Below are 25,298 nucleotides of genomic sequence, written 5' to 3'. Positions count from 1 at the left end.
TGCTGTTCGCGCTGCTCCGCGACAGTGCCGCAGTCGAGGCAGCTGACGACCCGTTTCCAAACCGTGACGGTCGGAAGGCCCGGCTCCCTCACCTGCGCCGTCGTATCCCCTCACCATGAACTACACACTCTGCGTATACGCGCCGCGTATACACGACGTGTAGAGTGCGGATCATGTCCATCGGTCACACCCTTTTGGGGCTCCTGGAGTCCGGCCCGCGACACGGTTACGACTTGAAGCGGGCCTTCGACGAGACGTTCGGTCACGACCGCCCGCTGCACTACGGCCAGGTCTACTCGACGATGTCCCGGCTACTGAAGAACGGCCTCGTCGAGGTCGACGGAATCGAGGCCGGCGACGGCCCGGAGCGCAAGCGCTACGCGATCACCGACGCCGGCATCACCGACGTAGAGCGGTGGCTCGCGACCCCGCAGAAGCCGGAGGAGTACCTCCAGTCGGCCCTCTACACCAAAGTCCTCCTCGCGCTGCTCACCCACCGGGACGCCGCCGACATCCTGGACGCCCAACGCTCCGAACACCTGCGCAGCATGCGCATCCTGACCGACCGCAAGCGCAAGGGCGATCTGGCGGACCAGCTGATCTGCGACCACGCCCTCTTCCACCTGGAAGCGGACCTGCGCTGGCTGGAGCTGACCGCCGCCCGACTCGACAAACTCCGTGAGGCTGTAGCTCGATGACGACTTCTCCCCCTGGTTCCCTGCTCACCGCTCAGGACCTGCGCAAGACCTACGGGCACACCCACGCTCTCGACGGCGCCGAGTTCTCCCTTCACGCCGGCGAGGTCGTCGCCGTCATGGGCCCCTCCGGCTCCGGCAAGTCGACATTGCTGCACTGCCTCGCGGGCATCCTGCCGCCCGACTCGGGGTCGATCACCTACAACGGGCGCGTGGTGACGACGATGAGCGACGCCCAGCGCAGCGCCTTACGCCGCTCCGAGTTCGGCTTCGTGTTCCAGTTCGGGCAGCTCGTGCCGGAACTGACCTGCGTGGAGAACGTCGCTCTGCCGCTCAGGCTGAACGGCACCTCCCGCAAGGAAGCCGAGCGGGCGGCGCTCGGCTGGATGGAACGCCTGGAGGTCGACGACCTGAAGGGCAAGCGGCCCGGCGAGGTCTCCGGCGGCCAGGGCCAGCGCGTCGCCGTGGCCCGCGCGCTGGTCACCGGCCCGCGGGTGCTGTTCGCCGACGAACCGACCGGCGCGCTCGACTCCCACAACGGCGAGCGCGTGATGGAACTGCTCACCGGCGCTGCCCGCTCCACCAACGCCGCCGTCGTCCTCGTCACCCACGAGGCACGGGTGGCCGCCTACTCCGACCGCGAGGTCGTCGTACGCGACGGCAAGTCCCGGGACATGGAGCGTGCCATATGAGTTCGCGCCAGTGGTCCAGAGACCTGGCCATGGGAGCTCGGTTCGCCGTCACCGGCGGCCGCGAGGGCTGGATCCGGTTGACGCTGACAGCGGTCGGCGTCGGCCTCGGCGTGGCTCTGCTCCTGTTGTGCACCGCGATGCCCAACGTGTTCGCCTCCCGCAGCAAGGTGGAGGACGCCCGCTACGCCAACGTGTACGCCCGGAAGGTCCCGCCCAGGGCCGACAACACTCTTCTGATCGCCGACGCCGACACCACCTGGCACGACGACGACATCCTGGGCCGGTTCGTCGAACCCGAGGGCAGGCGGGCGCCGCTGCCCCCCGGTGTCGACCGCTTCCCGGGCAAGGGCGAGATGGTGGTCTCCCCCGCGCTCAAGGACCTCCTCGCCTCGGACGAAGCGAAACTGCTGCGGGAGCGCCTGCCGTACAAGATCACCGGCACGATCGGCGAGAGCGGGCTGATCGGCTCGCACGAACTGGTCTACTACGCGGGCGCCTCGGGGCTGAAGCTCACGGACTCCTCCCTGGTGACACGGCTGGCCGAGTTCGGCAAACCGGACGCGCCGCCCGAGAAGACCGATCCTGTGCTGCTGCTCATGATCCTGGTCGTGTTCGTGGTACTGCTGACGCCGGTCGCGGTGTTCATCGCCGCCGCCGTCCGCTTCGGCGGCGAGCGCCGCGACCGGCGCCTCGCCGCGCTGCGCCTGGTCGGCTCCGACAGCCACATGACCCGGCGGATCGCCGCGGGCGAGGCGCTGGCAGGAGCCCTGCTCGGGCTGGCGGTGGGCACCGGCTTCTTCCTGCTCGGCCGCCAGAAGCTGGGCGCCGGCGAGTTGCTGGGCGTGAGCGTCTGGCCCAGCTACCTCAACCCCGCTCCCGCACTTGCCGCGCTGGTCGCGGTCGCGGTGCCGGTCGCCGCGGTGCTGGTCACACTCCTCGCGATGCGCGGCGTGACCGTCGAACCCCTCGGGGTCGTGCGCGCGGCCAAGCAGCGCCGCCGCCGGCTGTGGTGGCGGCTGCTGCCGCCGCTCGCAGGCGTCGCCATGCTCTACCCGATGATCGGCCAAGGCCACGAGAACGGGAACTTCAACCAGTACCCCGTCATCGGCGGCGTCCTGATGCTGCTGATCGGCATCACCGCCCTGCTGCCCTGGGCCGTGGAAGCAGTCGTCGTCCGGCTCGGCAAGGGCCCGCTGTCCTGGCAGCTGGCCGTGCGACGACTGCAGCTGAGCAGCGGCACTGCCGCCCGCATGGTCAACGGCATCGCCGTGGCGGTGGCCGGGGCCATCGCGCTGCAGATGCTCTTCGCGGGAACGCAGAGCCAGTACACCAAGAGCACCGGCCAGGACCCCAGCCGAGTCCAGATGGAGGTCGACTTCGGCCCCAAGCCGCTGCCCGGCATCGAGCGCGAATTCACCGGCACCAAGGGGGTCCTGGCCGCGGTGGCCCTGGCCCGCTCCCAGTACGGGGACGCACGTCGCGACCCGGAGAACAGCAACGACCTGACCGTGGGTGACTGCGCCGCCCTGCGTGAACTCGCCACCTTGCCCTCCTGCCAGGACGGTGACGTGTTCATCACGCGAACGCGGAGCGGTTACTCGGACCCCAGCAACGCATCCGAGATCGCCCTGGTGAAGCCCGGGCGGCAGCTCTACCTCGACCCGTCGTACGGCGACGCCGAGCGCCGCCTCGAGGTGCCCTGGACCGTTCCGGCGAACATTCGGCAGGTGAACGCGCGCAAGGACTCACTGCAGGACTACACCACTCTGCTGGTCACCCCCGCCGCCCTGCCCCAGAAGGCCGCGCCCGCGGTGTTCTCGGACGGTGTCTACCTGCGTCTGGACCCGTCGGTGCCGGACTCACGGGAGTACGTACGCAACGTCGTCGCCCGCATCGACCCCCTGGCACACACCTACAGTTGGGTGGCGACCCAGGAGGACGTCAAGTACACCTCCATCCGCACCGGCCTGTTCGTCGGCTCCGCCTTCGTGCTGGCACTGATCGGAGCGAGCCTGCTGGTCTCCCAACTGGAGCAACTGCGCGAGCGCAGGAAGCTGCTCTCCGCGCTGGTCGCCTTCGGCACCCGGCGCCGCACGCTGACCCTGTCGGTGCTGTGGCAGACGGCCCTCCCGGTCGGACTCGGCCTCGTCCTGGCCACATCGGTGGGTATCACCCTTGGCTCGGCGCTGCTGAAGATGACCCGTACGCCGGTGGCCATGGACTGGGCGAGCGTCCTGACCATGACCGGCGTGGGCGCGGCCGTGGTCGGCGTGGTCACACTGCTCAGCCTGGCGCCGCTGCTGCGGATGATGCGCCCGGAAGGCCTGCGCACGGAATAACCCCTCACACGTCCCCCGAGGTGGGCTCCTCCCGTCGGGAGGAGCCCACCCCTGCTGAGTCACCCGGAGCAGGCATCGAGCATCGCGCGTGAGGGGCTGGCCCGGTCGGTGCTGTCGGTGGACTGTCAGCGCCTCGTGCAGGCGCTCCCGGACCGGCATCGGCTCCGTCAAGGGCCGCTGATCTGCCAGGGGGTGACTGACTTGTTCGGCCTGTCAGCCCAGGACTCGACTGCACCAGGCCAGTGACCCCCGTGAACACGGAGCGATGAGTTCAGCAGCAGCCGCAAACTCTCCATCCGAAGGTCACACGGGGACACCTACCCGTACAGATGGAGCGTCGGACTTCATGTCCACGAGCGAGTTCGGTCACTCACTCCGAGACGCTACAGCGCGCTCCGTGTCAGTCCACGCGCCGCATCAGCGCCAGGTACATCGCGTCCGTACCGTGCACATGGGGCCACAGCTGCACATCGGGCCCCTCCCCCAGTTCGGGCACGCCCGGCAGCAGGCTGCGCGCGTCGATCAGCTCGACCCCGGGCCGCTGCTTGAGGACGTCGTCCACGACGGCCCGGGTCTCGGCGAGGTGCGGGGAGCAGGTGGCGTACCCGACGACCCCGCCCACCCGCACGGCGTCCAGCGCGTTGCGCAGCAGCCCCCGCTGCAACGGAGCGAACCCGTCCAGATCCTCCGGCCGCCTGCGCCAGCGCGCCTCGGGCCGGCGCCGCAGCGCGCCCAGCCCCGTGCACGGCACGTCCACCAGCACACGGTCGAAGCTGCCCGGCCGCCACGCGGGCCGCGTCCCGTCGCCGGCGATCACCTGGTACGGCCCCGGGTTGCCGGCCAGCGCCCGGGCCACGAGCCCGGCCCGGTGCGGCTGCTTCTCGGAGGCGACCAGCATCGCGCCCCGCTGGGCGGCCATCGCGCCGAGCAGCGCCGCCTTCCCGCCGGGTCCCGCGCACCCGTCGAGCCAGTGCCGGTCGGGACCCTCCAGCGGCGCGTTGGCCAAGGCGAGCGCGACGAGCTGACTGCCCTCGTCCTGCACGCCCGCGCGCCCGTCGCGCACGGCCTCGATCGCGCCGGGCTCCCCGCCCTCGGCGAGCCGCACGGCGTACGGGGACCAGCGCCCCGGCACGGCGGCCTCCTCGGTCAGCAGTTCCTCGGTGGTGGCCCGCCCCGGGCGCGCGACCAGCGTCACCTCGGGCCGCTCGTTGTCGGCCTCGAGCAGGCGCTCGATGTCGGCGCGACCGCCGCCGAGCGAGTCCCACAGCGCCGAGACGACCCAGCGCGGGTGCGAGTGCACGACGGAGAGATGGTCCTCGGGGTCCTCGTCGTAGGGCGGGGCAACCCGCTGGATCCATCCGTCCAGGTCGTCCTGGGCGACCTTGCGCAGCACGGCGTTGACGAACTTGGCCCGCCCGTCGCCGAGCACGACCCGGGCCAGCTCCACCGAGGCGGACACGGCCGCGTGGGTCGGGATGCGCGTCCCGAGAAGCTGGTGGGTGCCGAGGCTGAGCACGTCGAGCACCGGCGGGTCGACCTCACGCAGCGGCCGGTCCACACAGGCGGCGATGACAGCGTCGTACGTGCCCTGCCGGCGCAGTGTCCCGTAGACCAGCTCGGTCGCGAGTGCGGCGTCCCGTCCGTCGAAGTCGCCCTTCTCGCGCGCCTTGCGCAGCAGCGGCGGCAGCACGAGGTTGGCGTACGCGTCCCGCTCGTCCACGGCGCGCAGCGCCTCGAAGGCGAGGATGCGGACGGGGTCCTTCTGAGGCCGACGGTAGGGCTTGCCGGGCCTGCGGGGCCGACGAGAGGTGTCACTCACGAAAAAGGTGCTCCGGATTGCTGGACGAGAGATACGACCAGCCTACGTCCCGTCGCGGGCCCGGCGTGCCCCGGTCAGGCCCCGACCCGCTCGCCCTGGGCGATGCGCGCGCCGCGCGCCCAGTCCGCCGCCCGCATGGGCTTCTTGCCCTGCGCCTGCACCCACAGCAGCTCGACGGCGTAGGAGCCGGTCCCGACGTACACGTTGTTCTTCCCGGCGGCGAGCTCACCGGGCGCGAGGTCGTCCCGGCCCGGCACCGGCTGCACCTGGATCAGCTTCAGGCGCTCGCCGCGGAACGTGGTCCAGGCGCCGGGCACGGGCGTGCAGCCGCGCACCACACGGTCGACGCGCAGGGACGGGGCGGTCCAGTCGATGTGCGCGTCCTCGACGTTGACCTTGGGGGCGAGGGTGACGCCGTCGGCGGGCTGCGGCACGGCCTTCAGGGTGCCGTCCTCGATGCCGTCCATGGTGGCGGAGAGCAGCCCCGCGCCGGCGAAGGCCAGCCGGGTCAGCAGGTCGCCGCTGGTGTCGGTGGGCCGGATCTCCTCCGTGACCGTCCCGTAGACCGGCCCGGAGTCCAGGCCCTCCTCGATGAGGAAGGTGGACGCGCCGGTGATCTCGTCACCGGCCATGATGGCGTGCTGCACGGGGGCGGCGCCGCGCCAGGCGGGCAGCAGCGAGAAATGCAGGTTGACCCAGCCGTTGGCGGGCACGTCGAGGGCGACACGCGGCAGCAGGGCGCCGTAGGCGACGACGGGGCAGCAGTCGGGCCCGATCTCCCGCAGCCGCTCCAGGAACTCGGGGTCCCGCGGCGTGGCGGGCTTGAGCACCTCGATCCCGGCCTCGGCGGCCCGCTCGGCCACGGGGCTCGCGACCATCCGCCGTCCCCGCCCGGCCTGCGCGTCGGGCCGGGTGACGACGGCGGCCACCTCGTGCCGCCCGGAGGCGATCAGAGCGTCCAGAGCGGGAACGGCGACCTCGGGGGTGCCGGCGAAGACGAGCTTCATGGGTGGGCGGGGCCTCTCGGACGGGGGCGGCTGGGCGACGCACCAGTCTATGGGTGCGGGGGCCGCTGACTCACGCCGGAGCACCGGCCGTTCGGGAAGCCGGTTCCGCCTGCGGCCTGCCGTGGCGCGCACCCCTCCGCCGGGCGCAGGCATATGCCCACACGCCCCCACAGCGTGACCAGCGGCGCCCTGCCGCGTTGGTCAAGAAAGAGTTGACCCCTTCGGGCCGCCGACGCCGACATCGCGGCCCTCTCCTTTTCACGCCGGTTCGAGAGGCTTGTTCATGGCCGACCACGCAACCCACGACGCCCAGGCTCGGGCCAGCCTGCACTTGCTGGTGCGGGACATCGAGCGGGTCCGCCGGCAGGTGGACGCACTGCGCACCCTCACCGCCCAGCTGGGCAACGTCTACCGCCCGCGCCGCTCGGGCCCGTCCACGGGCTTCGTCGTCTACGGGCGCGCCCCCGCGCCGACGGTCCGCCTCGCGCAGGAGCTGCGGGACAGCGTCGAGACCCTGGTCACGGCAGCCGTGGACTTCGACCGCTCGCTGGGCTTCTCCTGGGACGCGGTCGGTTCCGCCCTCGGTGTCACCAAGCAGGCCGTCCACCGCCGCTACGGCGCACGCCGTGCCGCCGCCCAGGCCGCGGCCGAGGCCGAGCGCACGGCCGAGGCGGCCGGCACCCGCACGGTCAACGTCTCCACCGCCCTGCCGGCGGTGCCGACGGTCCCGGCCGCCCGCTCCATGCCGACCCAGCCGACGGCCGGGAGCCCCGCCCTGCGCGACGAGGCCCGGCCCACGGCGTTCCCCGGCCCCCGCAACGGCTGACACCCCCTCGACTCTGCCCTCCCGGCGCGCACCCGGGAGGGCAGACCTCTTCCTGGCCGGGAGCCCCAGGGCGCGCGGGTTCCCCGCCGCCGCCGACGCTCGGCCGATGTCCGACCGGTCGGCCAGCGCCGCCTCCCCTGCCTTCCCGGTGCTCATGATCGCCTTCCCGCCGGGGGCGGACACACGGGCACGGCGCCGCCCCCGCCCGCGGTCGCTCAGCCGACACCCCACGGGTCGATGAGCACGAGAGCGGTCTCACCGCCCTGCCGACGGTGCCATGGCCCCCCGCCTCACCGGGCGCGGACCCACGGACCCGCAGCCTCCCGCCGCCATCGCTCAGCCGTCGTCCAGCCGGTCGATCCGCACCGGCACCATCTCGCCGTCCCGCCGACAGCACCACGCTCCCCGCGCCGGGCTCAGGCGCACAAGCCCGGCAGCCACCGCCGCCATCGCTCAGCCGATGTCCAGCGGATCGATCCGCACCAGCACCGTCTCGCCGCCCCCGCGGGCCATCCGTGCCGCCCGTGCCGACTTCAGCGCCGCCGCCAGGGCGGCCCCGCTGCCAGGGCGCACCCGGATCAGGGCGCGGTCCCACTGCTCGCCGGGCGGCGGGCCGCCGGGGCGCCGCGGACGTCCGGCGGGGGTGACCGGCAGCGGCACGGGGCCCAGCACCTCGGCGTCACCCGGCAGTTCGACGGCCGCCAGGAACTCCGCGAGCGCCTCGGGCGGCCCGGACACCGCCGCCATCCGCGACACGGGTGGGAAGCCCAGCTCGGCGCGCTCGGCCAGTTCCCGTACGGCGAACCCCGCCGGGTCCCAGCGCACCAGCGCCTGCACCGGACGCAGCGTCGCCTCGGCGACGATCACCACGGTGCCGCCCGCCTCCTGCGGCCGGACCAGCGCGGAGGCGGTGATCCAGCGCCGCAGCGCCTCCTCGCCGGACCTCAGGTCCGCCCGGCCGAGCATCGCCCAGCCGTCCAGCAGCAGCGCCGCCGCGTACCCGCCCTCGGCCACCGGCTCCGCGCCCGGTGTGCTCACGACCAGCGCGGGCGCCCCCGGCACGGTGTCGAGCACATGCTCCCGCCCCGAGGTGCGCACGGGGACAGCCGGGAACGCCCGCCCCAGCTCCTCGGCGGTCCGGCGCGCACCGACGACCTGGGCCCGCAGCCGGAACCCGCCGCACTCGGGGCAGTGCCAGTCGGGGGTGTCCTGCCCGCACCAGGCGCAGGTCAGGGCACCGCTCCCGCCACTCGCCTCCAGCGGCCCCGCGCAGTGCCGGCACCGGGCCGGCTCCCGGCACCGGTCGCAGGCGAGCCGGGGGACATAGCCGCGCCGCGGGACCTGCACGAGGACGGGGCCGTGCCGCAGCCCTTCCCGGGCGGCCTGCCAGGCCAGGGAGGGCAGCCGGGCGGCCCGGGCGGCCTCGTCGCGGGCGAGGTCCCCGTCGCCGACGGTCCGCACCAGCGGGGTGAGCCGCCGGGCGCGCTCGCGGTCCGCGGTGAGCGGGACGGCCCACTCGCTGCGGACGAGCTGTGCCGCCTCCACGGTGCAGCCCCAACTCCCCAGCAGAAAGCCGCACTTGCCGCCTGCGGCGCGCAGCTCCAGCACCTCCCGCACATGCGGAAACGGGGCATTGTCGTCGCTGTGGCTGGAGTCGCCGTCGTCCCAGATCACCACGAGACCGAGGTCGCGCACCGGGGCGAACATCGCGGCGCGGGTGCCGACCACGGCCCGGACGGAGCCGCGGCGCACGGCCAGCCATTCGAGATACCGGCGCTCCTGGCCCGCGTCGGCGGTGAGCAGCGCGTGCTGCCCCTCCCCCAGGGTCTCCGTGAGCGCGGCGTCCACCCGTGCGGCCGAGCGGCCGGACGGCACGACGACCAGCGCGCCACGCCCGGACGCCAGGGTCGCGCGGACCGCCAGGGCGATCTCCTGGGCCCACTGCGGTCCGGGCAGCGCGGTCCACACCGCACGCGGCGACCGCCCCGACGCCAGCGCCTCCAGGAAGCGCGGCCCGTGCTCGTAACGCTGCCAGGGGCCGGGGTCCGGCGCCTGGGGCGGCGGTGGGGGCGGCGGCAGGGTGCGGGCCTCGGCCCGGGCGTGCCGGGGCGGAATGGCCAGCTGCAGCACATCGGCGAGACTGCCGGCATACCGGTCGGCGACGGCGCGGGCGAGGGCGAGCAGGTCGGGGTCGAGGACGCGCTCCGGCGAGATCACCTGGGCGAGGGCGGCCAGCGGGCCCTGGTAGTCGCTCTCGGCAAGGCGCTCGACGATGAACCCGTCCCGCAGCCCGCCGCCTTCGCGGCGCCCCTCGCGCACCTGGTGGGCCCCGGCGCCGAACCGCACCCGGACCCGGACCCCGGGCTGCGCCTGTTCGTCCAGCTCCTCGGGCACGGCGTAGTCGAAGTAGCGGTCGAGGTGCAGCACGCCCTTGTCGACCAGCACCCGGGCCACGGGCAGTTCCTTGGCGAGCCGGGCGCCGCGCCAGGTCCGCGGCTTGGCGCGGGGCACCTTGGCCTTGCGGACGCTCTCGCGGATGAGGGCAAGCTGCTCGGGCGGCGCCCCGTCGGCGCCGCCTCCCGGCTGCTCGTCCTCGCTGCTCACGCCTGCATTCCTACCAAACGCCACTGACATCCGGCGGCGCCCCCGTCACCCTCGGGGCCGCCCCCGCGCACGCGCCGAGGCCCGGTCCCCCAGAAAAGGGCACCGGGCCTCGGCCTGACGAAACCGCGCGCCTGCCTACAGCCCGGCGGCCTTGCGGAGCGCGTCCACGCGGTCCGTGCGCTCCCAGGTGAACTCGGGAAGCTCGCGGCCGAAGTGGCCGTACGCCGCGGTCTTGGCGTAGATCGGGCGGAGCAGGTCCAGGTCGCGGATGATGGCGGCCGGACGGAGGTCGAAGACCTCGTCGATGGCCTTCTCGATCCGCTCGGCCTCGACCTTGGCGGTGCCGAAGGTCTCGACGAACAGACCGACCGGCTCGGCCTTGCCGATCGCGTACGCGACCTGCACCTCGCAGCGGGACGCCAGACCGGCCGCCACGACGTTCTTGGCGACCCAGCGCATCGCGTAGGCGGCCGAGCGGTCCACCTTGGACGGGTCCTTGCCGGAGAACGCGCCGCCGCCGTGGCGGGCCATGCCGCCGTAGGTGTCGATGATGATCTTGCGGCCGGTGAGGCCGGCGTCACCCATCGGGCCGCCGATCTCGAAGCGGCCGGTGGGGTTGACCAGCAGGCGGTAGTTCTCGGTGTCGAGCTTGATGCCGTCGTCGAGGAGGGCCTTCAGCTCGGGCTCGACCACGAACTCCTGGATGTCGGGAGCGAGGAGCGAGTCGAGGTCGATGTCCGAGGCGTGCTGCGAGGACACGACCACGGTGTCGAGGCGGACGGCCTTGTCGCCGTCGTACTCGATGGTGACCTGCGTCTTGCCGTCGGGGCGCAGGTAGGGGATGGTGCCGTTCTTGCGGACCTCGGACAGGCGCTTGGACAGCCGGTGCGCCAGGAAGATCGGCAGCGGCATCAGGGTCGGCGTCTCGTCGGTGGCGTAGCCGAACATCAGGCCCTGGTCACCGGCGCCCTGACGGTCGAGCTCGTCCTCGTCGCCCTCGACCCGCGCCTCGTAGGCCGCGTCCACGCCCTGCGCGATGTCGGGCGACTGCGAGCCGATGGAGACGGAGACACCGCAGGAGGCGCCGTCGAAGCCCTTCTTCGAGGAGTCGTAGCCGATCTCGAGGATCTTGCTGCGGACCAGCGTCGCGATGTCCGCGTACGTCTTGGTCGTGACCTCTCCGGCCACGTGCACCAGGCCGGTCGTGATCAGCGTCTCGACGGCGACGCGGGACGAGGGGTCCTCGCGCAGCAACGCGTCGAGAATGGTGTCGCTGATCTGGTCAGCGATCTTGTCGGGGTGACCCTCGGTCACAGACTCCGAGGTGAACAGGCGACGGGACACAACGCTCCCTGGGGTTGCAGCGGCTGCTGGCTGATCATTGGCGGACGGGACGGGGGCTGCGCCCGGCGTCGTCCGTGGACAGTTTATCTGTCGTGCCCGGTCACGGACCCCCCTGTCTCGCCTCTCGGGAGGGCTGTGACCTGCGGCACGGGCATTCTGCCAATCGCACACGGCGGTGGCCAGAGGCGCCACGCCCGAATCGGGCGGGTGGCGGGCACCCTCCCGGATGGGTCAGACGGCGCCGTCCAGACGGCGCGCGACCAGGTCCCAGACGGTGTCGGCGAGGGCCTCCTTCGGCCCGTGCGGCACGGGGGTCTCGCTGCCGTCGGCGCCCAGGACGACCGCCTCGTTCTCCTCGGAGCCGAACGTCTTGCGCTCGCCCACCTCATTGACCACGAGGAGGTCGCAGCCCTTGCGCTCCAGCTTGCGGCGGCCGTTGGCGAGGACGTCGTCCGTCTCGGCGGCGAAGCCGACGACCACCTGGCCCTCCCGGGGCCGGTCGCCCGCGATCTCCGCCAGGATGTCCGGGTTGCGCACCAGGACGACGGGCTCGGGCTCCTGGCCGTCCTTCTTCTTGATCTTCCCGGTCGCGCACGTGGCCGGGCGGAAGTCGGCGACGGCCGCGGCCATGACCACCGCGTCCGCGGCGGCGGCGGCCTTCACGACGGCCTCCCGCAACTGCACGGCCGTGCCGACACGCACCACGTCGACGCCGGCCGGGTCGGCTATCTGGGTGTTCGCGGCGATCAGCGTGACGCGGGCGCCCCGCGCGGCGGCGGTGCGGGCGAGGGCGTAGCCCTGCTTGCCCGAGGAGCGGTTGCCGAGGAAGCGCACGGGGTCCAGGGGCTCGCGGGTGCCGCCCGCGCTCACCACGACGTGCCGGCCCGTGAGGTCGGGCTCGGTGACGCCCCGGGCCAGCACCCGGCGGCAGACCTCGAAGATCTCCGCGGGGTCGGGCAGCCGGCCCTTGCCGGTGTCGACGCCGGTGAGACGGCCCACGGCGGGCTCGATGACGACGGCGCCGCGCCGGCGCAGGGTCGCCACGTTCTCCTGGGTGGCGGGGTGCTCCCACATCTCGGTGTGCATGGCGGGGGCGAACACCACCGGGCACCGGGCGGTGAGCAGGGTGTTGGTCAGCAGGTCGTCGGCGAGCCCGTGGGCGGCCTTGGCGAGCATGTCGGCCGTGGCCGGGGCGACGACGACCAGGTCGGCGTGCTGGCCGATGCGGACGTGCGGCACCTGGTGGACGTCGTCCCAGACCTCCGTGGAGACCGGGTTGCCGGACAGGGCCGACCAGGTGGCGGCACCGACGAAGTGCAGAGCGGAGGCGGTCGGCACGACGCGTACGTCATGGCCGGACTCCGTGAGTCTGCGCAGCAGCTCACAGGCCTTGTAGGCGGCGATGCCGCCGCTGACCCCCAGAACGACCTTCGGCTTGTCCACCGTCTCTCCCCGCACTCGGCTGCGTACGACTCCACTACACACCACAGGCCCGGCGGACGCGCCGCCGGGCCTGTGGAAAAGTCAGCTGCAAGCTGAAGATCGCACTTACTGCGCCGGGCCCTCGACGGCCTCGGCCGTCAGCAGACCCGCGTTGATCTCACGCAGGGCGATGGAGAGGGGCTTCTCGTGGACGTGCGTGTCCACGAGCGGACCGACGTACTCGAGGAGACCCTCACCGAGCTGCGAGTAGTACGCGTTGATCTGGCGGGCCCGCTTGGCCGCGTAGATCACGAGGCTGTACTTCGAGTCGGTGGCCTCGAGGAGCTCGTCGATCGGCGGGTTGATGATGCCCTCGGGCGCGGAGATGGAAGAGGACACGCTCTACCTTCCGATGGATGGGAAAGATTCAGTCAGGCGACCGGACACGATCACACAACGTCCATCAAGGCTAGCAGCTCGCGCGCCACGTCCTCGACGGAGGTGTTGACCAAGGTCACATCGAACTCGGGCTCGGCCGCCAGCTCGATCCGCGCCGCGTCCAGCCGGCGCTCGATCACCTCGGGCGGCTCGGTACCCCGTCCGGTGAGCCGGCGCACCAGTTCCTCCCAGGAGGGAGGGGCCAGGAAGACCAGTTGGGCCTCGGCCATCGACTCACGGACCTGCCGGGCGCCCTGGAGGTCGATCTCCAGGAGCACGGGCTCGCCCGCCTCGAGCCGCTCCAGCACGGCCGCGCGCGGTGTGCCGTAGCGGTGGCCGGCGAACTCGGCCCACTCCAGCAGCTCGCCGTTGGCGATCAGCTTGTCCATCTCCTCGTCGGTGACGAAGAAGTAGTGGACTCCGTGCTGCTCGCCGGGGCGGGGCTTGCGCGTCGTCGCCGACACGGAGAGCCAGACCTCGGGGTGTTCTTTGCGCATATGAGCGACGACCGTGCTCTTGCCGACCCCTGAGGGGCCGGAGAGCACGGTCAGCCGCGGACCTGCGTCCGGGGGCTCGGGGGTCGTCCCCCGGGGTGTTACAGCCATGCAGCGATTATTCCAGCAATCGCGGACCGCCCGGGACCCGAGGTCCCGGAGAACCGGGACTCAGGAGCCGGTGCTGCCGAACTCACGCTCAAGGGAAGCGATCTGGTTCGAGCCGAGGCCCCGCACGCGGCGGCTCTCGGAGATGCCGAGTCGCTCCATGATCTGCTTGGCGCGGACCTTGCCCACGCCCGGCAGGGACTCGAGCAGCGCGGAGACCTTCATCTTGCCGATGACGTCGTTCTCCTGGCCCTGCTTGATGACCTCGTGAAGGGAGGCGCCGGAGTGCTTGAGTCGATTCTTGACCTCGGCCCGCTCCCGGCGAGCCGCGGCGGCCTTTTCGAGCGCGGCTGCGCGCTGTTCAGGGGTAAGGGGCGGAAGAGCCACGCCTACGTCACCTCGGATGTCGAACTGTCGGATACGGACCGGTGAGGAACCTAGTCGCCCCACACCTGGGGAGCCACGAGCAACACGCTTGCCCACTGACTCTCGTCGGAGACTAGCGGGCAAGTCCGCAAGAGTCAGCGAGAACAGCGGAAAAGTCCTGGTCAGCCTCCGTCAGGCCAGACATTTAAGACATACTGCCCCGGATTTGAGGATGTATCCAGACTCAAGTCGGCCGCGGACCGCTCAACGGAGGACTCCGCGGCCGACATCGATGCCGTCACCGGCCCTCAGGCGCCCGCGACCGCCTCGCGCACCTCGTCGGCGAAGCGTGACGCGGCATCACGCAGGGTCACGACGTCGGGGCCGTGCCGCAGCACACCCCGGCTGACGTTCGGGACGACATTGCGCACCGCGGCGCCGAACACCCTGGGGAGATCCGCGGGCGTGGCCCCCTGCGCGCCGATGCCGGGCGCGAGCAGCGGGCCGTTGATGGCGAGGTCGTAGGACGACAGGTCACCGAGCGTGGCGCCGACGACCGCCCCGAAGGAGCCCAGCGGCTCCTCCCCCGCGTTCTCCGCGGCGAGGTGGGCGAGCATCGTCGCGGCGACGTCCCGGCCGTCCGCCCGGACCGCGTGCTGGACCTCGCCGCCCTCCGGGTTGGAGGTGAGCGCGAGCACGAACAGTCCGGTGCCGCTCTCACGGGCGAGCGCCACCGCCGGGGACAGCGAGCCGTAGCCGAGGTACGGCGAGACCGTCAGCGCGTCGGAGAACAGCGGCGAGTCCTTGCGCAGGAAGGACTCCGCGTACGCGGCCATCGTGGAGCCGATGTCGCCGCGCTTGGCGTCCATGACGACGAGCGCGCCGGCCGCCCGCGCCTCCTCGACCGACTTCTCCAGGACGGCGACGCCGCGGGAGCCGAAGCGCTCGAAGAACGCGCTCTGCGGCTTGAGCACGGCGACCCGGTCGGCCGTCGCCTCCACGACGGTGCGGCTGAACCGCTCCAGGCCGGCCACGTCGTCGTTCAGGCCCCACTCGGAGAGCAGGGAGGCGTGCGGGTCGATGCCCACACACAGGGGACCGCGCTCGTCCATCGCACGGCGCAGGCGACTTCCGAAGGGCTCGGTCATGCCGTCTTCCTCACGTCGGCGCCGACCGCGTCGGCGAGGGTGGCGTAGGGGCTGGTGCGCAGGCGCGCGGCGAGCCCCTTGTGGACGGCGCGGGCCCAGAAGGGGCCCTCGTAGACGAAGGCGCTGTAGCCCTGGACCAGGGTGGCGCCCGCCAGGATGCGCTGCCAGGCGTCCTCGGCGTTCTCGATGCCGCCGACGCCCACGAGGGTGATCCGGTCGCCCACGCGCGCGTAGAGGCGCCTCAGCACCTGAAGCGAGCGTGCCTTCAGCGGCGCTCCGGAGAGCCCGCCGGTCTCCTTGACCAGGGAGGGCTCGGAGGTCAGGCCCAGGCCCTCGCGGGCGACGGTGGTGTTCGTGGCGATGATGCCGTCCAGGCCCAGCTCCACGGCGAGGTCGGCCACGGCGTCCACGTCCTCGTCGGCGAGGTCCGGCGCGATCTTGACGAGCAGCGGCACACGGTGGCCGGGCACCACGCGGTCGGCGGCCTCGCGGACGGCCGTGAGCAGGGGCCGCAGCGACTCGGTGGCCTGCAGGTTGCGCAGGCCGGGGGTGTTGGGCGACGACACGTTGACGACCAGGTAGTCGGCGTACGGCGCCAGCCGCTCGGCCGACGTCACGTAGTCGCCGACGGCCTCGGCCTCGGGCACGACCTTCGTCTTGCCGATGTTGACGCCCACGACGGTCCGGAAGACCGGCGTGCGGGACGCCAGACGGGCGGCCACGGCCAGCGAGCCGTCGTTGTTGAACCCCATGCGGTTGATCAGCGCGCGGTCCGGCACGAGCCGGAACAGCCGCTTCTTCGGGTTGCCGGGCTGGGGCTCCCCCGTGACCGTGCCGATCTCGACGTGGTCGAAGCCGGCCATCGCCATGCCGTCGATCGCGACGGCGTTCTTGTCGAAGCCGGCGGCGAGCCCGAACGGCCCGTGCATGCGCAGCCCGAGGGCCTCCGTGCGCAGCTCCTTGTAGCGGGGCGCGAGCGCGGCGGCGACGAACGTGCGCAGCACGGGGACGCGGGCGGCGAGGCGGATCCACCGGAAGGCCAGGTGGTGGGCCTGCTCCGGGTCCATCCGCTGGAAGAAGCAGGTGAAGAAGATCTTGTACATGATTCCCTCATGAAGAGGGGGACACCGTTTCCGGTGTCCCCCTCGTCGGCTGCTAGTCGCGGGCCGCGATCAGGTGTGCGGCGTGTTCCTGGAGCGACCTGACGCCCACGTCCCCGTGGGTGAGGGCGTCGATGCCCTGGACGGCGGCGGCGAGCGCCTGGACCGTCGTCAGGCACGGCACCGAGCGCGCCACGGCCGCCGTGCGGATCTCGTAGCCGTCGAGGCGGCCGCCCGTGCCGTACGGGGTGTTGACGATGAGGTCGACCTCGCCGTCGTGGATGAGCTGGACGATGGTCTTCTCGCCGTTCGGGCCGGTGCCCTCCGACTGCTTGCGTACGACGGTGGCGTTGATGCCGTTGCGCTTGAGGACCTCGGCGGTGCCGGAGGTTGCCATCAGCTCGAAGCCGTGGGCGACCAGCTCGCGCGCCGGGAAGATCATCGAGCGCTTGTCGCGGTTGGCGACCGAGATGAACGCGCGGCCCTTGGTGGGCAGCGGGCCGTACGCGCCCGCCTGCGACTTGGCGTACGCCGTGCCGAAGACGCTGTCGATGCCCATGACCTCGCCGGTGGAGCGCATCTCCGGGCCGAGGACGGTGTCGACGCCGCGCCCGTGGATGTCGCGGAAGCGCGACCACGGCATCACGGCCTCCTTGACGGAGATCGGCGCGTCGAGCGGGAGTTCGCCGCCGTCGCCGCTCGCCGGGAGCAGGCCCTCGGCGCGCAGCTCGGCGACGGTGGCGCCCAGCGAGATCCGGGCGGCGGCCTTGGCCAGCGGCACCGCGGTCGCCTTCGAGGTGAAGGGGACCGTACGGGACGCGCGCGGGTTGGCCTCCAGGACGTACAGGATGTCGCCGGCCATCGCGAACTGGATGTTGATCAGGCCGCGCACCCCGACGCCCTTGGCGATGGCCTCGGTGGAGGCGCGCAGGCGCTTGATGTCGAAGCCGCCCAGCGTGATCGGCGGCAGCGCGCACGCGGAGTCGCCGGAGTGGATGCCGGCCTCCTCGATGTGCTCCATGACGCCGCCGAGGTACAGCTCCTCGCCGTCGTACAGGGCGTCGACGTCGATCTCGATGGCGTCGTCGAGGAACCGGTCGACCAGGACCGGCCGGGACGGGCTGATCTCGGTGGACTCGGCGATGTAGGACTCCAGCCGGGTCTCGTCGTAGACGATCTCCATGCCGCGTCCGCCGAGGACGTACGACGGGCGCACCAGGACCGGGTAGCCGATCTCGTCGGCGATGGCCTTGGCCTCGGCGAAGGTGGTGGCGGTGCCGTGCTTGGGGGCGGGCAGGCCCGCCTCGGCGAGGACGCGGCCGAACGCCCCGCGGTCCTCGGCGGCGTGGATGGCCTCGGGGGACGTGCCGACGATCGGCACGCCGTTGTCCTTCAGCGCCTGCGACAGGCCCAGCGGGGTCTGGCCGCCGAGCTGGACCAGGACACCGGCGACCGGACCGGCCTGCCGCTCCGCGTGGACGATCTCCAGCACGTCCTCCAGCGTCAGCGGCTCGAAGTACAGCCGGTCGGAGGTGTCGTAGTCCGTGGAGACGGTCTCCGGGTTGCAGTTGACCATCACGGTCTCGTACCCGGCGTCGCTGAGCGCGAAGGAGGCGTGGACGCAGGAGTAGTCGAACTCGATGCCCTGGCCGATGCGGTTGGGGCCGGAGCCCAGGATGATGACGGCCGGCTTCTCGCGCGGCGCGACCTCGCTCTCCTCGTCGTAGGACGAGTAGAAGTACGGGGTCTTCGCGGCGAACTCGGCGGCGCAGGTGTCGACCGTCTTGTAGACCGGGCGGATGCCCAGCGCGTGCCGCACCTCGCGGACGACGTCCTCGCGCAGGCCGCGGATCTCGGCGATCTGCGTGTCGGAGAAGCCGTGCCGCTTGGCCTCGGCCAGCAGGTCCGGGGTCAGCTCGGGGGCCGCGCCGAGTTCGTCGGCGATCTCCTTGATGAGGAAGAGCTGGTCGACGAACCACGGGTCGATCTTCGTGGCGTCGAAGACCTCCTCGGGAGTGGCGCCCGCGCGGATGGCCCCCATGACCGCGTTGATGCGGCCGTCGGTGGGCCGGACCGCCTCACGCAGCAGCTCGTCCTTGTCACCGGGCTCGCCGACGAAGGTGAACTGGCTCCCCTTCTTCTCCAGCGAGCGCAGCGCCTTCTGGAAGGCCTCGGTGAAGTTGCGGCCGATGGCCATGGCCTCGCCGACCGACTTCATGGTGGTGGTGAGGGTGGAGTCCGCGCTCGGGAACTTCTCGAAGGCGAACCGGGGCGCCTTCACGACCACGTAGTCGAGCGTCGGCTCGAAGGAGGCCGGGGTCTCCTGCGTGATGTCGTTCGGGATCTCGTCGAGCGTATAGCCGACGGCCAGCTTGGCGGCGATCTTGGCGATGGGGAAGCCGGTCGCCTTGGACGCGAGCGCCGAGGAGCGGGACACGCGCGGGTTCATCTCGATGACGATGACCCGGCCGTCCTCGGGGTTCACCGCGAACTGGATGTTGCAGCCGCCGGTGTCGACGCCGACCTCGCGGATCACGGCGATGCCGACGTCGCGCAGGGTCTGGTACTCGCGGTCGGTGAGCGTCATCGCCGGGGCGACGGTGATGGAGTCGCCGGTGTGCACGCCCATCGGGTCGAAGTTCTCGATGGAGCAGACGACCACGACGTTGTCGTTCCGGTCGCGCATCAGCTCCAGCTCGTACTCCTTCCAGCCGAGGATGGACTCCTCCAGGAGCACCTCGGTGGTCGGGGAGAGCGTGAGTCCCTGGCCGGCGATGCGGCGCAGCTCCTCCTCGTCGTGCGCGAAGCCGGAGCCGGCGCCGCCCATGGTGAAGGAGGGGCGGACGACGACCGGGTAGCCGCCGAGGGTCTCGACGCCGGCCAGGACGTCGTCCATCGAGTGGCAGATCACCGAGCGGGCGGACTCGCCGTGGCCGATCTTGCCGCGGACGGCCTCGACGACCTCCTTGAAGAGTTCGCGGTCCTCGCCCTTGTTGATGGCCTCGACGTTGGCGCCGATCAGCTCGACGCCGTACTTCTCCAGGGTGCCGGCCTCGTGCAGCGAGATGGCCGTGTTGAGGGCGGTCTGGCCGCCCAGGGTCGGCAGCAGCGCGTCCGGGCGCTCCTTGGCGATGATCTTCTCGACGTACTCCGGGGTGATCGGCTCGACGTACGTGGCGTCGGCGATCTCCGGGTCGGTCATGATCGTCGCCGGGTTGGAGTTGACCAGGATGACGCGCAGGCCCTCGGCCTTGAGCACGCGGCACGCCTGCGTGCCGGAGTAGTCGAACTCGGCGGCCTGGCCGATGACGATCGGGCCGGAGCCGATGACCAGGACGGACTGGATATCGGTGCGCTTAGGCACGCTGGCCCTCCATCAGGGAAACGAAGCGGTCGAACAGGTAGGCGGCGTCGTGCGGGCCGGCCGCCGCTTCGGGGTGGTACTGGACACTGAAGGCCGGGCGGTCCAGGAGCTGGAGGCCCTCCACCACGTTGTCGTTCAGGCAGACGTGGGAGACCTCGGCGCGGCCGTAGGGGGTGTCGGACGCCTGGTCGAGCGGGGCATCCACGGCGAACCCGTGGTTGTGCGCGGTGACCTCGACCTTGCCGGTGGTGCGGTCCTGCACGGGCTGGTTGATGCCGCGGTGGCCGTACTTCAGCTTGTAGGTGCCGAAGCCGAGGGCGCGGCCGAGGATCTGGTTGCCGAAGCAGATCCCGAACAGCGGGGTCGAGCGCTCCAGCACGCCCCGCATCACGGAGACGGCGTGGTCGGCGGTGGCCGGGTCGCCGGGTCCGTTGGAGAAGAACACACCGTCCGGTGCGACGGCGTAGACGTCCTCGACGGTGGCCGTGGCGGGCAGCACGTGCACCTCGATGCCGCGCTCGGCCATCCGGTGCGGGGTCATGCCCTTGATGCCGAGGTCGACCGCGGCGACGGTGAACTTCTTCTCGCCGATCGCGGGGACGACGTACGCCTCCTTGGTGGCGACCTCGGCGGCGAGGTCGGCGCCCTCCATCTCGGGGGCCTGGCGGACCTCGGCGAGCATGGTGCCGTCGTCGGGCAGGGCGTTGCCGGAGAAGATGCCGACGCGCATGGCGCCGCGCTCGCGCAGATGGCGGGTGAGCGCGCGGGTGTCGATGCCGGAGATGCCGACGACGCCCTGGCCGCGCAGCTCGTCGTCCAAGGAGCGCCGGGAGCGCCAGTTGGACGGGGTGCGGGCGGGATCGCGGACGACGTACCCGGCGACCCAGATCCGCCTGCTCTCGGCGTCCTCGTCGTTGACGCCGGTGTTGCCGACGTGCGGGGCGGTCATCACGACCACCTGGCGGTGGTACGACGGGTCGGTCAGGGTCTCCTGGTAGCCGGTCATGCCGGTGGAGAACACGGCCTCGCCGAAGGTCACCCCCACGGCCCCATAGGCACGGCCGCGGAAGATCCGGCCGTCCTCCAGGACGAGTACCGCGGGAACCTTGTCGGCTCCCCTTGTGGAGGTGGTCATCGTTCGGCGCCTTCCGTGCTGGTGTCGTTGGTCATGGAGTTGAGGGCGTCGACCCACGCGGTGTGCTCCGCCGCCCGGTCCGAGCGGAACCCGGAGTCGATCAGCCGGTCGCCGTGCGCCCAGGTCACCACGAGCAGGCCGCCCTCGGTGAGGACCTTGCCGGCGATGCCCTTGTCGAGCCGCGCCCCGCGCAGCCGGTCCGCGGGGACGAAGAAGTCGGCCGCGCCGGGGCGTACGACGTCCAGTCCCGCGTCCGTCAGCGTGAGCTCGGCCCGGCTCCGGGTGCCGAGGCCGTGCGCCACGATGCGGTCGAGCCACTGACCGGCGGTGGTGGAACCGTGGTAGCGGCCGCTCATGCTCAGTCTCACCGGGCCCGGGTCGTCCGGCGCGCTGGGCAGCGCGGGCAGGTCGCTCTGGAGCGTGCCGCGCCACTTCCAGCCCTCGCGCATCAGCCAATAGACGAGCGCCACGAAGAGGGCGAGTCCGACGACCCAGCCCACGCGGGCGGCCCAGTCGGTGACCTCGGCCGACTTCTGGTCCGCGGCGAGTCCGGCTGCGAGGAGTGTTGCAGGTGTCACGTGAGCTTCCCGTCGACGAGCGTGGCCTTGCCCCGGAGCCAGGTGTGGGTGACACGACCCGGCAGCTCACGCCCCTCGTACGGGGTGTTCCGGCTGCGCGAGGCGAAGCCCGCGGGGTCCACGGACCCACGGTATGCCGTGTCGACGAGCGTGAGGTTGGCGGGCTCACCAGCCGAGACGGGCCGGCCGTGGCCCGTCGCCCGCCCGATCTCGGCGGGCTTGACGGACATGCGCTCGGCGACCCCGGCCCAGGTGAGGAGCCCGGTGTCCACCATGGTCTCCTGCACCACCGACAACGCGGTCTCCAGGCCGACCATGCCCATGGCGGCGGCGGCCCACTCGCAGTCCTTGTCCTCGTGCGGGTGCGGGGCGTGGTCGGTGGCGACGATGTCGATCGTGCCGTCGGCCAGCGCCTCGCGCAGCGCCAGCACGTCCCGCTCGGTGCGCAGCGGCGGGTTCACCTTGTAGACCGGGTCGTAGGTGCGCACCAGCTCGTCGGTGAGGAGCAGGTGGTGCGGGGTGACCTCGGCGGTGACGTCGATGCCCCGGGACTTGGCCCAGCGGACGATCTCGACGGACCCGGCGGTCGACAGGTGGCAGATGTGGACGCGGGAGCCGACGTGCTCGGCGAGCAGGACGTCCCGGGCGATGATCGACTCCTCGGCCACCGCAGGCCAGCCGCCGAGGCCCAGCTCGGCGGAGACGACACCCTCGTTCATCTGCGCGCCCTCGGTCAGCCGGGGCTCCTGCGCGTGCTGGGCGACGACGCCGCCGAAGGCCTTCACGTACTCCAGCGCCCGGCGCATGATCACGGCGTCGTCGACGCACTTGCCGTCGTCGGAGAAGACGGTGACGCCGGCGGCCGACTCGTGCATGGCGCCGAGCTCGGCGAGCTTCCTGCCCTCCATGCCGACGGTGACGGCGCCGATGGGCTGCACGTCGCAGTAGCCGTGCTCCTGGCCGAGCCGGTACACCTGCTCGACCACGCCGGCGGTGTCGGCGACGGGGAAGGTGTTGGCCATGGCGAAGACGGCCGTGTAGCCGCCGGAGGCAGCCGCTCGGGTGCCGGTCAGCACGGTCTCGGAGTCCTCGCGGCCGGGCTCGCGCAGGTGGGTGTGCAGGTCGACCAGGCCCGGCAGCAGCACCTTGCCGCCGGCCTCGACGACCTCGGCGCCCTCGGCGCTCAGCCCGCTGCCGACCTCGGCGATGATCCCGCCGTCGATCAGCACGTCCTGCGGCTCGCCGCCCAGCACCCTCGCACCACGGATCAGGGTCTTGCTCATGGTCTTCACTTCTCCTCGGCCGTGAAAAGGGTGCGCGCGGAGCGCTCGTCGGAAGGGTGGAGGGAGACGGGCGGGCGGGTGTGGGTGACGGCCGGCTCGTTGCCGCCGAGCAGCAGGTACAGGACGGCCATGCGGATGGAGACTCCGTTTGCGACCTGCTCGACGACGGTGCAGCGGTCGGAGTCGGCGACCTCGGCGGTGATCTCCATGCCGCGGACCATCGGGCCGGGGTGCATCACGATGGCGTGCTCCGGCATCCGGGCCATGCGGTCGCCGTCGAGGCCGTAGCGCCGCGAGTACTCGCGCTCGGTCGGGAAGAAGGCGGCGTTCATGCGCTCGCGCTGCACACGCAGCATCATCACGGCGTCGGACTTGGGGAGCACGGCGTCGAGGTCGTACGACACCTCGCAGGGCCAGGTCCCGACGCCGACCGGCACCAGGGTGGGCGGGGCGACCAGGGTGACCTCGGCGCCGAGCGTGTGCAGCAGGTCGACGTTGGAACGGGCGACCCGGCTGTGCAGGACGTCCCCGACGATCGTGATGCGTCGCCCTTCGAGGTCGCGGCCGATCCCGGCGTCCCGGCCGACGAGCCGGCGCCGCATCGTGAAGGCGTCCAGCAGGGCCTGGGTGGGGTGCTGGTGGGTGCCGTCGCCGGCGTTGATGACGTGGGCGTCGATCCAGCCGGAGGTGGCCAGGCGGTACGGCGCCCCGGAGGCGCCGTGCCGGATGACGACGGCGTCCACGCCCATGGCCTCCAGGGTCTGGGCGGTGTCCTTCAGGGACTCGCCCTTGGACACGCTGGAGCCCTTGGCGGTGAAGTTGATGACGTCCGCGGACAGGCGCTTCTCGGCGGCCTCGAAGGAGATACGCGTGCGCGTGGAGTCCTCGAAGAAGAGGTTGACGACGGTGCGGCCGCGCAGGGTCGGCAGCTTCTTGATCGGCCGGTCGGCGACCCGGGCCATCTCCTCGGCGGTGTCGAGGATCAGGACGGCGTCGTCGCGGGTGAGGTCGGCGGCCGAGATGAGATGACGCTGCATCTGTCAGGCTCCGTAAGGCAGTTCATGAAGGATTTCGGGCAGACGGGTGCGCCTGGGCGCACTGAGCGGGCGTACGGCGGCGGCGTACGCCGTCCGGCGCTACTGGGGGGTCTGCTTGGCACCGAGCAGGACGGTGTCGCGACCGTCCTCCTCGGCGAGCTGGACCTTGACCGTCTCCCGCAACGACGTGGGGAGGTTCTTGCCGACGTAGTCGGCCCTGATGGGAAGCTCGCGGTGACCGCGGTCGACGAGAACGGCGAGCTGGACCGCGCGCGGGCGGCCGATGTCGTTCAGGGCGTCGAGGGCGGCCCGGATGGTACGGCCGGAGAAGAGCACGTCGTCGACGAGGACGACGAGGCGGCCGTCGATGCCGTCACCGGGGATCTCGGTGCGGGCCAGCACACGCGGCGGGTGCATGCGCAGATCGTCCCGGTACATGGTGATGTCGAGCGAGCCGACCGGGACCTTGCGCTCGGTGATCTCCTCCAGCTTGGCGGCGAGCCGCTGGGCGAGGAAGACCCCCCGGGTGGGAATGCCGAGGAGCACCACGTCGTCGGCGCCCTTGGCGCGTTCGACGATCTCGTGGGCGATGCGGGTCAACACCCGCGCGATGTCAGGGCCTTCAAGCACGGGCCGGGCGTCGGACGCTGAGGTGTCCTGCTGCCTGTCCATACGAAAGGGACCTCCTTCTCCGCCTCACGGGACGGACCTTAAAGGATGTCTGGTTTGCGCCATCCACCGTAGCAGGCCGCCGGTACACCTCCTGTCACCCGCCTGGCCCAATCGGCCACGCCGGAAGCGGAAGCGTCGGTGTGGACCATTCGGCTTGACGCATGAGAGTAACGCTGCGTAACCTCACAGTGAGTTACCAACTGCGCGGCATGGAAGCCAAGCCAGTCGCGTCGACCCAGTGCCGGGGAGCTATATGTCCAGCGAATACGCCAAACAGCTCGGGGCCAAGCTCCGGGCCATCCGCACCCAGCAGGGCCTTTCCCTCCACGGTGTCGAGGAGAAGTCCCAGGGACGCTGGAAGGCCGTCGTGGTCGGTTCGTACGAGCGCGGCGACCGCGCCGTGACCGTGCAGCGGCTCGCAGAGCTGGCGGATTTCTACGGCGTTCCGGTGCAGGAGCTGCTGCCGGGGACGACGCCGGGCGGGGCCGCCGAGCCGCCGCCGAAGCTGGTCCTGGACCTGGAGCGGCTGGCGCACGTGCCGGCCGAGAAGGCGGGTCCGCTCCAGCGGTACGCGGCGACGATCCAGTCGCAGCGCGGTGACTACAACGGCAAGGTGCTGTCGATCCGCCAGGACGACCTGCGCACACTCGCCGTCATCTACGACCAGTCCCCCTCGGTCCTCACCGAGCAGCTGATCAGCTGGGGTGTCCTCGACGCGGACGCGCGCCGCGCGGTCTCCCACGCCGAGGAGAGCTGAGCACTTCCCTGGGTTGGGTTCTCTCAGCAGAAACGTGCCGCCGGGGTGGCCGGAACCAGTGGTTCCGGCC

Annotated in this window: 21 protein-coding genes; 5 read left to right on the top strand and 16 right to left on the bottom strand. The window is 71.9% G+C overall.

What is annotated here, in order from left to right; genetic code table 11:
* The first annotated feature begins 173 nt into the window (after positions 1-173).
* The 3 genes from ACFRAC_RS24150 to ACFRAC_RS24140 are packed head-to-tail and all read left to right on the top strand — an operon-like array spanning position 174 to position 3,726.
* Positions 174-698, top strand: a complete 525-nt coding sequence (locus ACFRAC_RS24150; RefSeq protein ID WP_382927264.1) for a PadR family transcriptional regulator — start codon at positions 174-176, stop codon at positions 696-698.
* The gene (locus ACFRAC_RS24145) at positions 695-1,387 is read left to right on the top strand and encodes an ABC transporter ATP-binding protein (RefSeq protein ID WP_382927261.1); all 693 of its coding nucleotides are present in this window, start codon (positions 695-697) and stop codon (positions 1,385-1,387) included. Before ACFRAC_RS24150 ends, ACFRAC_RS24145 begins: the two co-directional genes overlap by 4 nt.
* Positions 1,384-3,726 (top strand): ABC transporter permease, encoded by a 2,343-nt coding sequence (locus ACFRAC_RS24140; RefSeq protein WP_382927258.1) that lies wholly within the window; start codon positions 1,384-1,386, stop codon positions 3,724-3,726. The genes ACFRAC_RS24145 and ACFRAC_RS24140 overlap by 4 nt, the downstream gene beginning before the upstream one ends.
* Positions 3,727-4,126: 400 nt before the next feature.
* Here ACFRAC_RS24140 and ACFRAC_RS24135 read toward each other — a convergent pair whose 3' ends face one another.
* Complete coding sequence (locus ACFRAC_RS24135; protein ID WP_382927255.1) at positions 4,127-5,545, bottom strand: RsmB/NOP family class I SAM-dependent RNA methyltransferase; 1,419 nt, start codon at positions 5,543-5,545, stop codon at positions 4,127-4,129.
* A gap of 74 nt (positions 5,546-5,619) precedes the next feature.
* Positions 5,620-6,552 carry a methionyl-tRNA formyltransferase gene (gene fmt, locus ACFRAC_RS24130; protein WP_382927251.1) on the bottom strand — a complete coding sequence of 311 codons (933 nt, stop codon included), beginning with the start codon at positions 6,550-6,552 and terminating at the stop codon, positions 5,620-5,622.
* A 283-nt stretch (positions 6,553-6,835) separates the two neighbouring features.
* Between fmt and ACFRAC_RS24125 the strand changes: the two genes are divergently transcribed.
* The gene (locus ACFRAC_RS24125; RefSeq protein ID WP_382927249.1) at positions 6,836-7,378 is read left to right on the top strand and encodes a hypothetical protein; all 543 of its coding nucleotides are present in this window, start codon (positions 6,836-6,838) and stop codon (positions 7,376-7,378) included.
* Positions 7,379-7,831: 453 nt separating this feature from the next.
* On the opposite strand, the gene ACFRAC_RS24120 is transcribed toward ACFRAC_RS24125, so the two are convergent.
* From ACFRAC_RS24120 to pyrR, 14 genes are all read right to left on the bottom strand, one after another.
* A complete protein-coding gene (locus tag ACFRAC_RS24120) occupies positions 7,832-9,982 on the bottom strand; it encodes a primosomal protein N' (RefSeq protein WP_382927245.1) in 2,151 nt (716 codons plus the stop codon).
* A gap of 135 nt (positions 9,983-10,117) precedes the next feature.
* Positions 10,118-11,326, bottom strand: coding sequence for a methionine adenosyltransferase (gene metK, locus ACFRAC_RS24115; RefSeq protein ID WP_361340346.1), 1,209 nt, complete (start codon positions 11,324-11,326; stop codon positions 10,118-10,120).
* A gap of 231 nt (positions 11,327-11,557) precedes the next feature.
* Positions 11,558-12,769, bottom strand: coding sequence for a bifunctional phosphopantothenoylcysteine decarboxylase/phosphopantothenate--cysteine ligase CoaBC (gene coaBC, locus ACFRAC_RS24110; RefSeq protein WP_382927241.1), 1,212 nt, complete (start codon positions 12,767-12,769; stop codon positions 11,558-11,560).
* Between the two features lie 105 nt (positions 12,770-12,874).
* Complete coding sequence (gene rpoZ / locus ACFRAC_RS24105; RefSeq protein WP_382927238.1) at positions 12,875-13,147, bottom strand: DNA-directed RNA polymerase subunit omega; 273 nt, start codon at positions 13,145-13,147, stop codon at positions 12,875-12,877.
* Positions 13,148-13,197: 50 nt separating this feature from the next.
* On the bottom strand, positions 13,198-13,791 hold the full coding sequence (gmk, locus tag ACFRAC_RS24100) for a guanylate kinase (RefSeq protein WP_382927235.1): 594 nt from the start codon (positions 13,789-13,791) through the stop codon (positions 13,198-13,200).
* Positions 13,792-13,851: 60 nt separating this feature from the next.
* The gene (locus ACFRAC_RS24095) at positions 13,852-14,175 is read right to left on the bottom strand and encodes an integration host factor (RefSeq protein WP_003977346.1); all 324 of its coding nucleotides are present in this window, start codon (positions 14,173-14,175) and stop codon (positions 13,852-13,854) included.
* Positions 14,176-14,462: 287 nt separating this feature from the next.
* Positions 14,463-15,302: an orotidine-5'-phosphate decarboxylase gene (gene pyrF, locus ACFRAC_RS24090; RefSeq protein ID WP_382927234.1), complete on the bottom strand. Its 840-nt coding sequence runs from the start codon at positions 15,300-15,302 to the stop codon at positions 14,463-14,465.
* A complete protein-coding gene (locus ACFRAC_RS24085; protein ID WP_382927230.1) occupies positions 15,299-16,405 on the bottom strand; it encodes a quinone-dependent dihydroorotate dehydrogenase in 1,107 nt (368 codons plus the stop codon). Before ACFRAC_RS24085 ends, pyrF begins: the two co-directional genes overlap by 4 nt.
* A 52-nt stretch (positions 16,406-16,457) precedes the next feature.
* Positions 16,458-19,766: a carbamoyl-phosphate synthase large subunit gene (gene carB / locus ACFRAC_RS24080; protein ID WP_382927226.1), complete on the bottom strand. Its 3,309-nt coding sequence runs from the start codon at positions 19,764-19,766 to the stop codon at positions 16,458-16,460.
* Positions 19,759-20,901 carry a glutamine-hydrolyzing carbamoyl-phosphate synthase small subunit gene (gene carA / locus ACFRAC_RS24075; protein WP_382927223.1) on the bottom strand — a complete coding sequence of 381 codons (1,143 nt, stop codon included), beginning with the start codon at positions 20,899-20,901 and terminating at the stop codon, positions 19,759-19,761. The genes carB and carA overlap by 8 nt, the downstream gene beginning before the upstream one ends.
* Complete coding sequence (locus ACFRAC_RS24070; RefSeq protein ID WP_382927221.1) at positions 20,898-21,479, bottom strand: hypothetical protein; 582 nt, start codon at positions 21,477-21,479, stop codon at positions 20,898-20,900. The genes carA and ACFRAC_RS24070 overlap by 4 nt, the downstream gene beginning before the upstream one ends.
* The gene (locus ACFRAC_RS24065) at positions 21,476-22,762 is read right to left on the bottom strand and encodes a dihydroorotase (RefSeq protein ID WP_382927218.1); all 1,287 of its coding nucleotides are present in this window, start codon (positions 22,760-22,762) and stop codon (positions 21,476-21,478) included. The genes ACFRAC_RS24070 and ACFRAC_RS24065 overlap by 4 nt, the downstream gene beginning before the upstream one ends.
* Positions 22,763-22,767: 5 nt before the next feature.
* Positions 22,768-23,799 carry an aspartate carbamoyltransferase catalytic subunit gene (locus ACFRAC_RS24060; protein ID WP_382927216.1) on the bottom strand — a complete coding sequence of 344 codons (1,032 nt, stop codon included), beginning with the start codon at positions 23,797-23,799 and terminating at the stop codon, positions 22,768-22,770.
* Positions 23,800-23,898: 99 nt separating this feature from the next.
* The gene (pyrR, locus tag ACFRAC_RS24055; protein WP_382927213.1) at positions 23,899-24,471 is read right to left on the bottom strand and encodes a bifunctional pyr operon transcriptional regulator/uracil phosphoribosyltransferase PyrR; all 573 of its coding nucleotides are present in this window, start codon (positions 24,469-24,471) and stop codon (positions 23,899-23,901) included.
* A gap of 253 nt (positions 24,472-24,724) precedes the next feature.
* On the opposite strand from pyrR, the gene bldD reads away from it, so the two are divergent.
* A complete protein-coding gene (gene bldD / locus ACFRAC_RS24050) occupies positions 24,725-25,228 on the top strand; it encodes a transcriptional regulator BldD (protein WP_004002691.1) in 504 nt (167 codons plus the stop codon).
* Positions 25,229-25,298: the final 70 nt, after the last annotated feature.

This window comes from Streptomyces sp. NPDC056628, assembly GCF_042792555.1.
In the GTDB taxonomy this organism is placed as follows: domain Bacteria; phylum Actinomycetota; class Actinomycetes; order Streptomycetales; family Streptomycetaceae; genus Streptomyces.
Note: the sequence above shows the minus strand (reverse complement) of the source record. Positions and strands in the feature narration are given on the sequence as shown.

Bases quoted from the DNA above. Each gene is read 5' to 3' on its own strand.
- ACFRAC_RS24150 (WP_382927264.1), top strand. From the start codon at position 174: ATGTCCATCGGTCACACCCTTTTGGGGCTCCTGGAGTCCGGCCCGCGA.
- ACFRAC_RS24145 (WP_382927261.1), top strand. From the start codon at position 695: ATGACGACTTCTCCCCCTGGTTCCCTGCTCACCGCTCAGGACCTGCGC.
- ACFRAC_RS24140 (WP_382927258.1), top strand. From the start codon at position 1,384: ATGAGTTCGCGCCAGTGGTCCAGAGACCTGGCCATGGGAGCTCGGTTC.
- fmt (WP_382927251.1), bottom strand. From the start codon at position 6,552: ATGAAGCTCGTCTTCGCCGGCACCCCCGAGGTCGCCGTTCCCGCTCTG.
- ACFRAC_RS24125 (WP_382927249.1), top strand. From the start codon at position 6,836: ATGGCCGACCACGCAACCCACGACGCCCAGGCTCGGGCCAGCCTGCAC.
- gmk (WP_382927235.1), bottom strand. From the start codon at position 13,791: ATGGCTGTAACACCCCGGGGGACGACCCCCGAGCCCCCGGACGCAGGT.
- pyrF (WP_382927234.1), bottom strand. From the start codon at position 15,302: ATGACCGAGCCCTTCGGAAGTCGCCTGCGCCGTGCGATGGACGAGCGC.
- ACFRAC_RS24085 (WP_382927230.1), bottom strand. From the start codon at position 16,405: ATGTACAAGATCTTCTTCACCTGCTTCTTCCAGCGGATGGACCCGGAG.
- carA (WP_382927223.1), bottom strand. From the start codon at position 20,901: ATGACCACCTCCACAAGGGGAGCCGACAAGGTTCCCGCGGTACTCGTC.
- ACFRAC_RS24065 (WP_382927218.1), bottom strand. From the start codon at position 22,762: ATGAGCAAGACCCTGATCCGTGGTGCGAGGGTGCTGGGCGGCGAGCCG.
- ACFRAC_RS24060 (WP_382927216.1), bottom strand. From the start codon at position 23,799: ATGCAGCGTCATCTCATCTCGGCCGCCGACCTCACCCGCGACGACGCC.
- pyrR (WP_382927213.1), bottom strand. From the start codon at position 24,471: ATGGACAGGCAGCAGGACACCTCAGCGTCCGACGCCCGGCCCGTGCTT.
- bldD (WP_004002691.1), top strand. From the start codon at position 24,725: ATGTCCAGCGAATACGCCAAACAGCTCGGGGCCAAGCTCCGGGCCATC.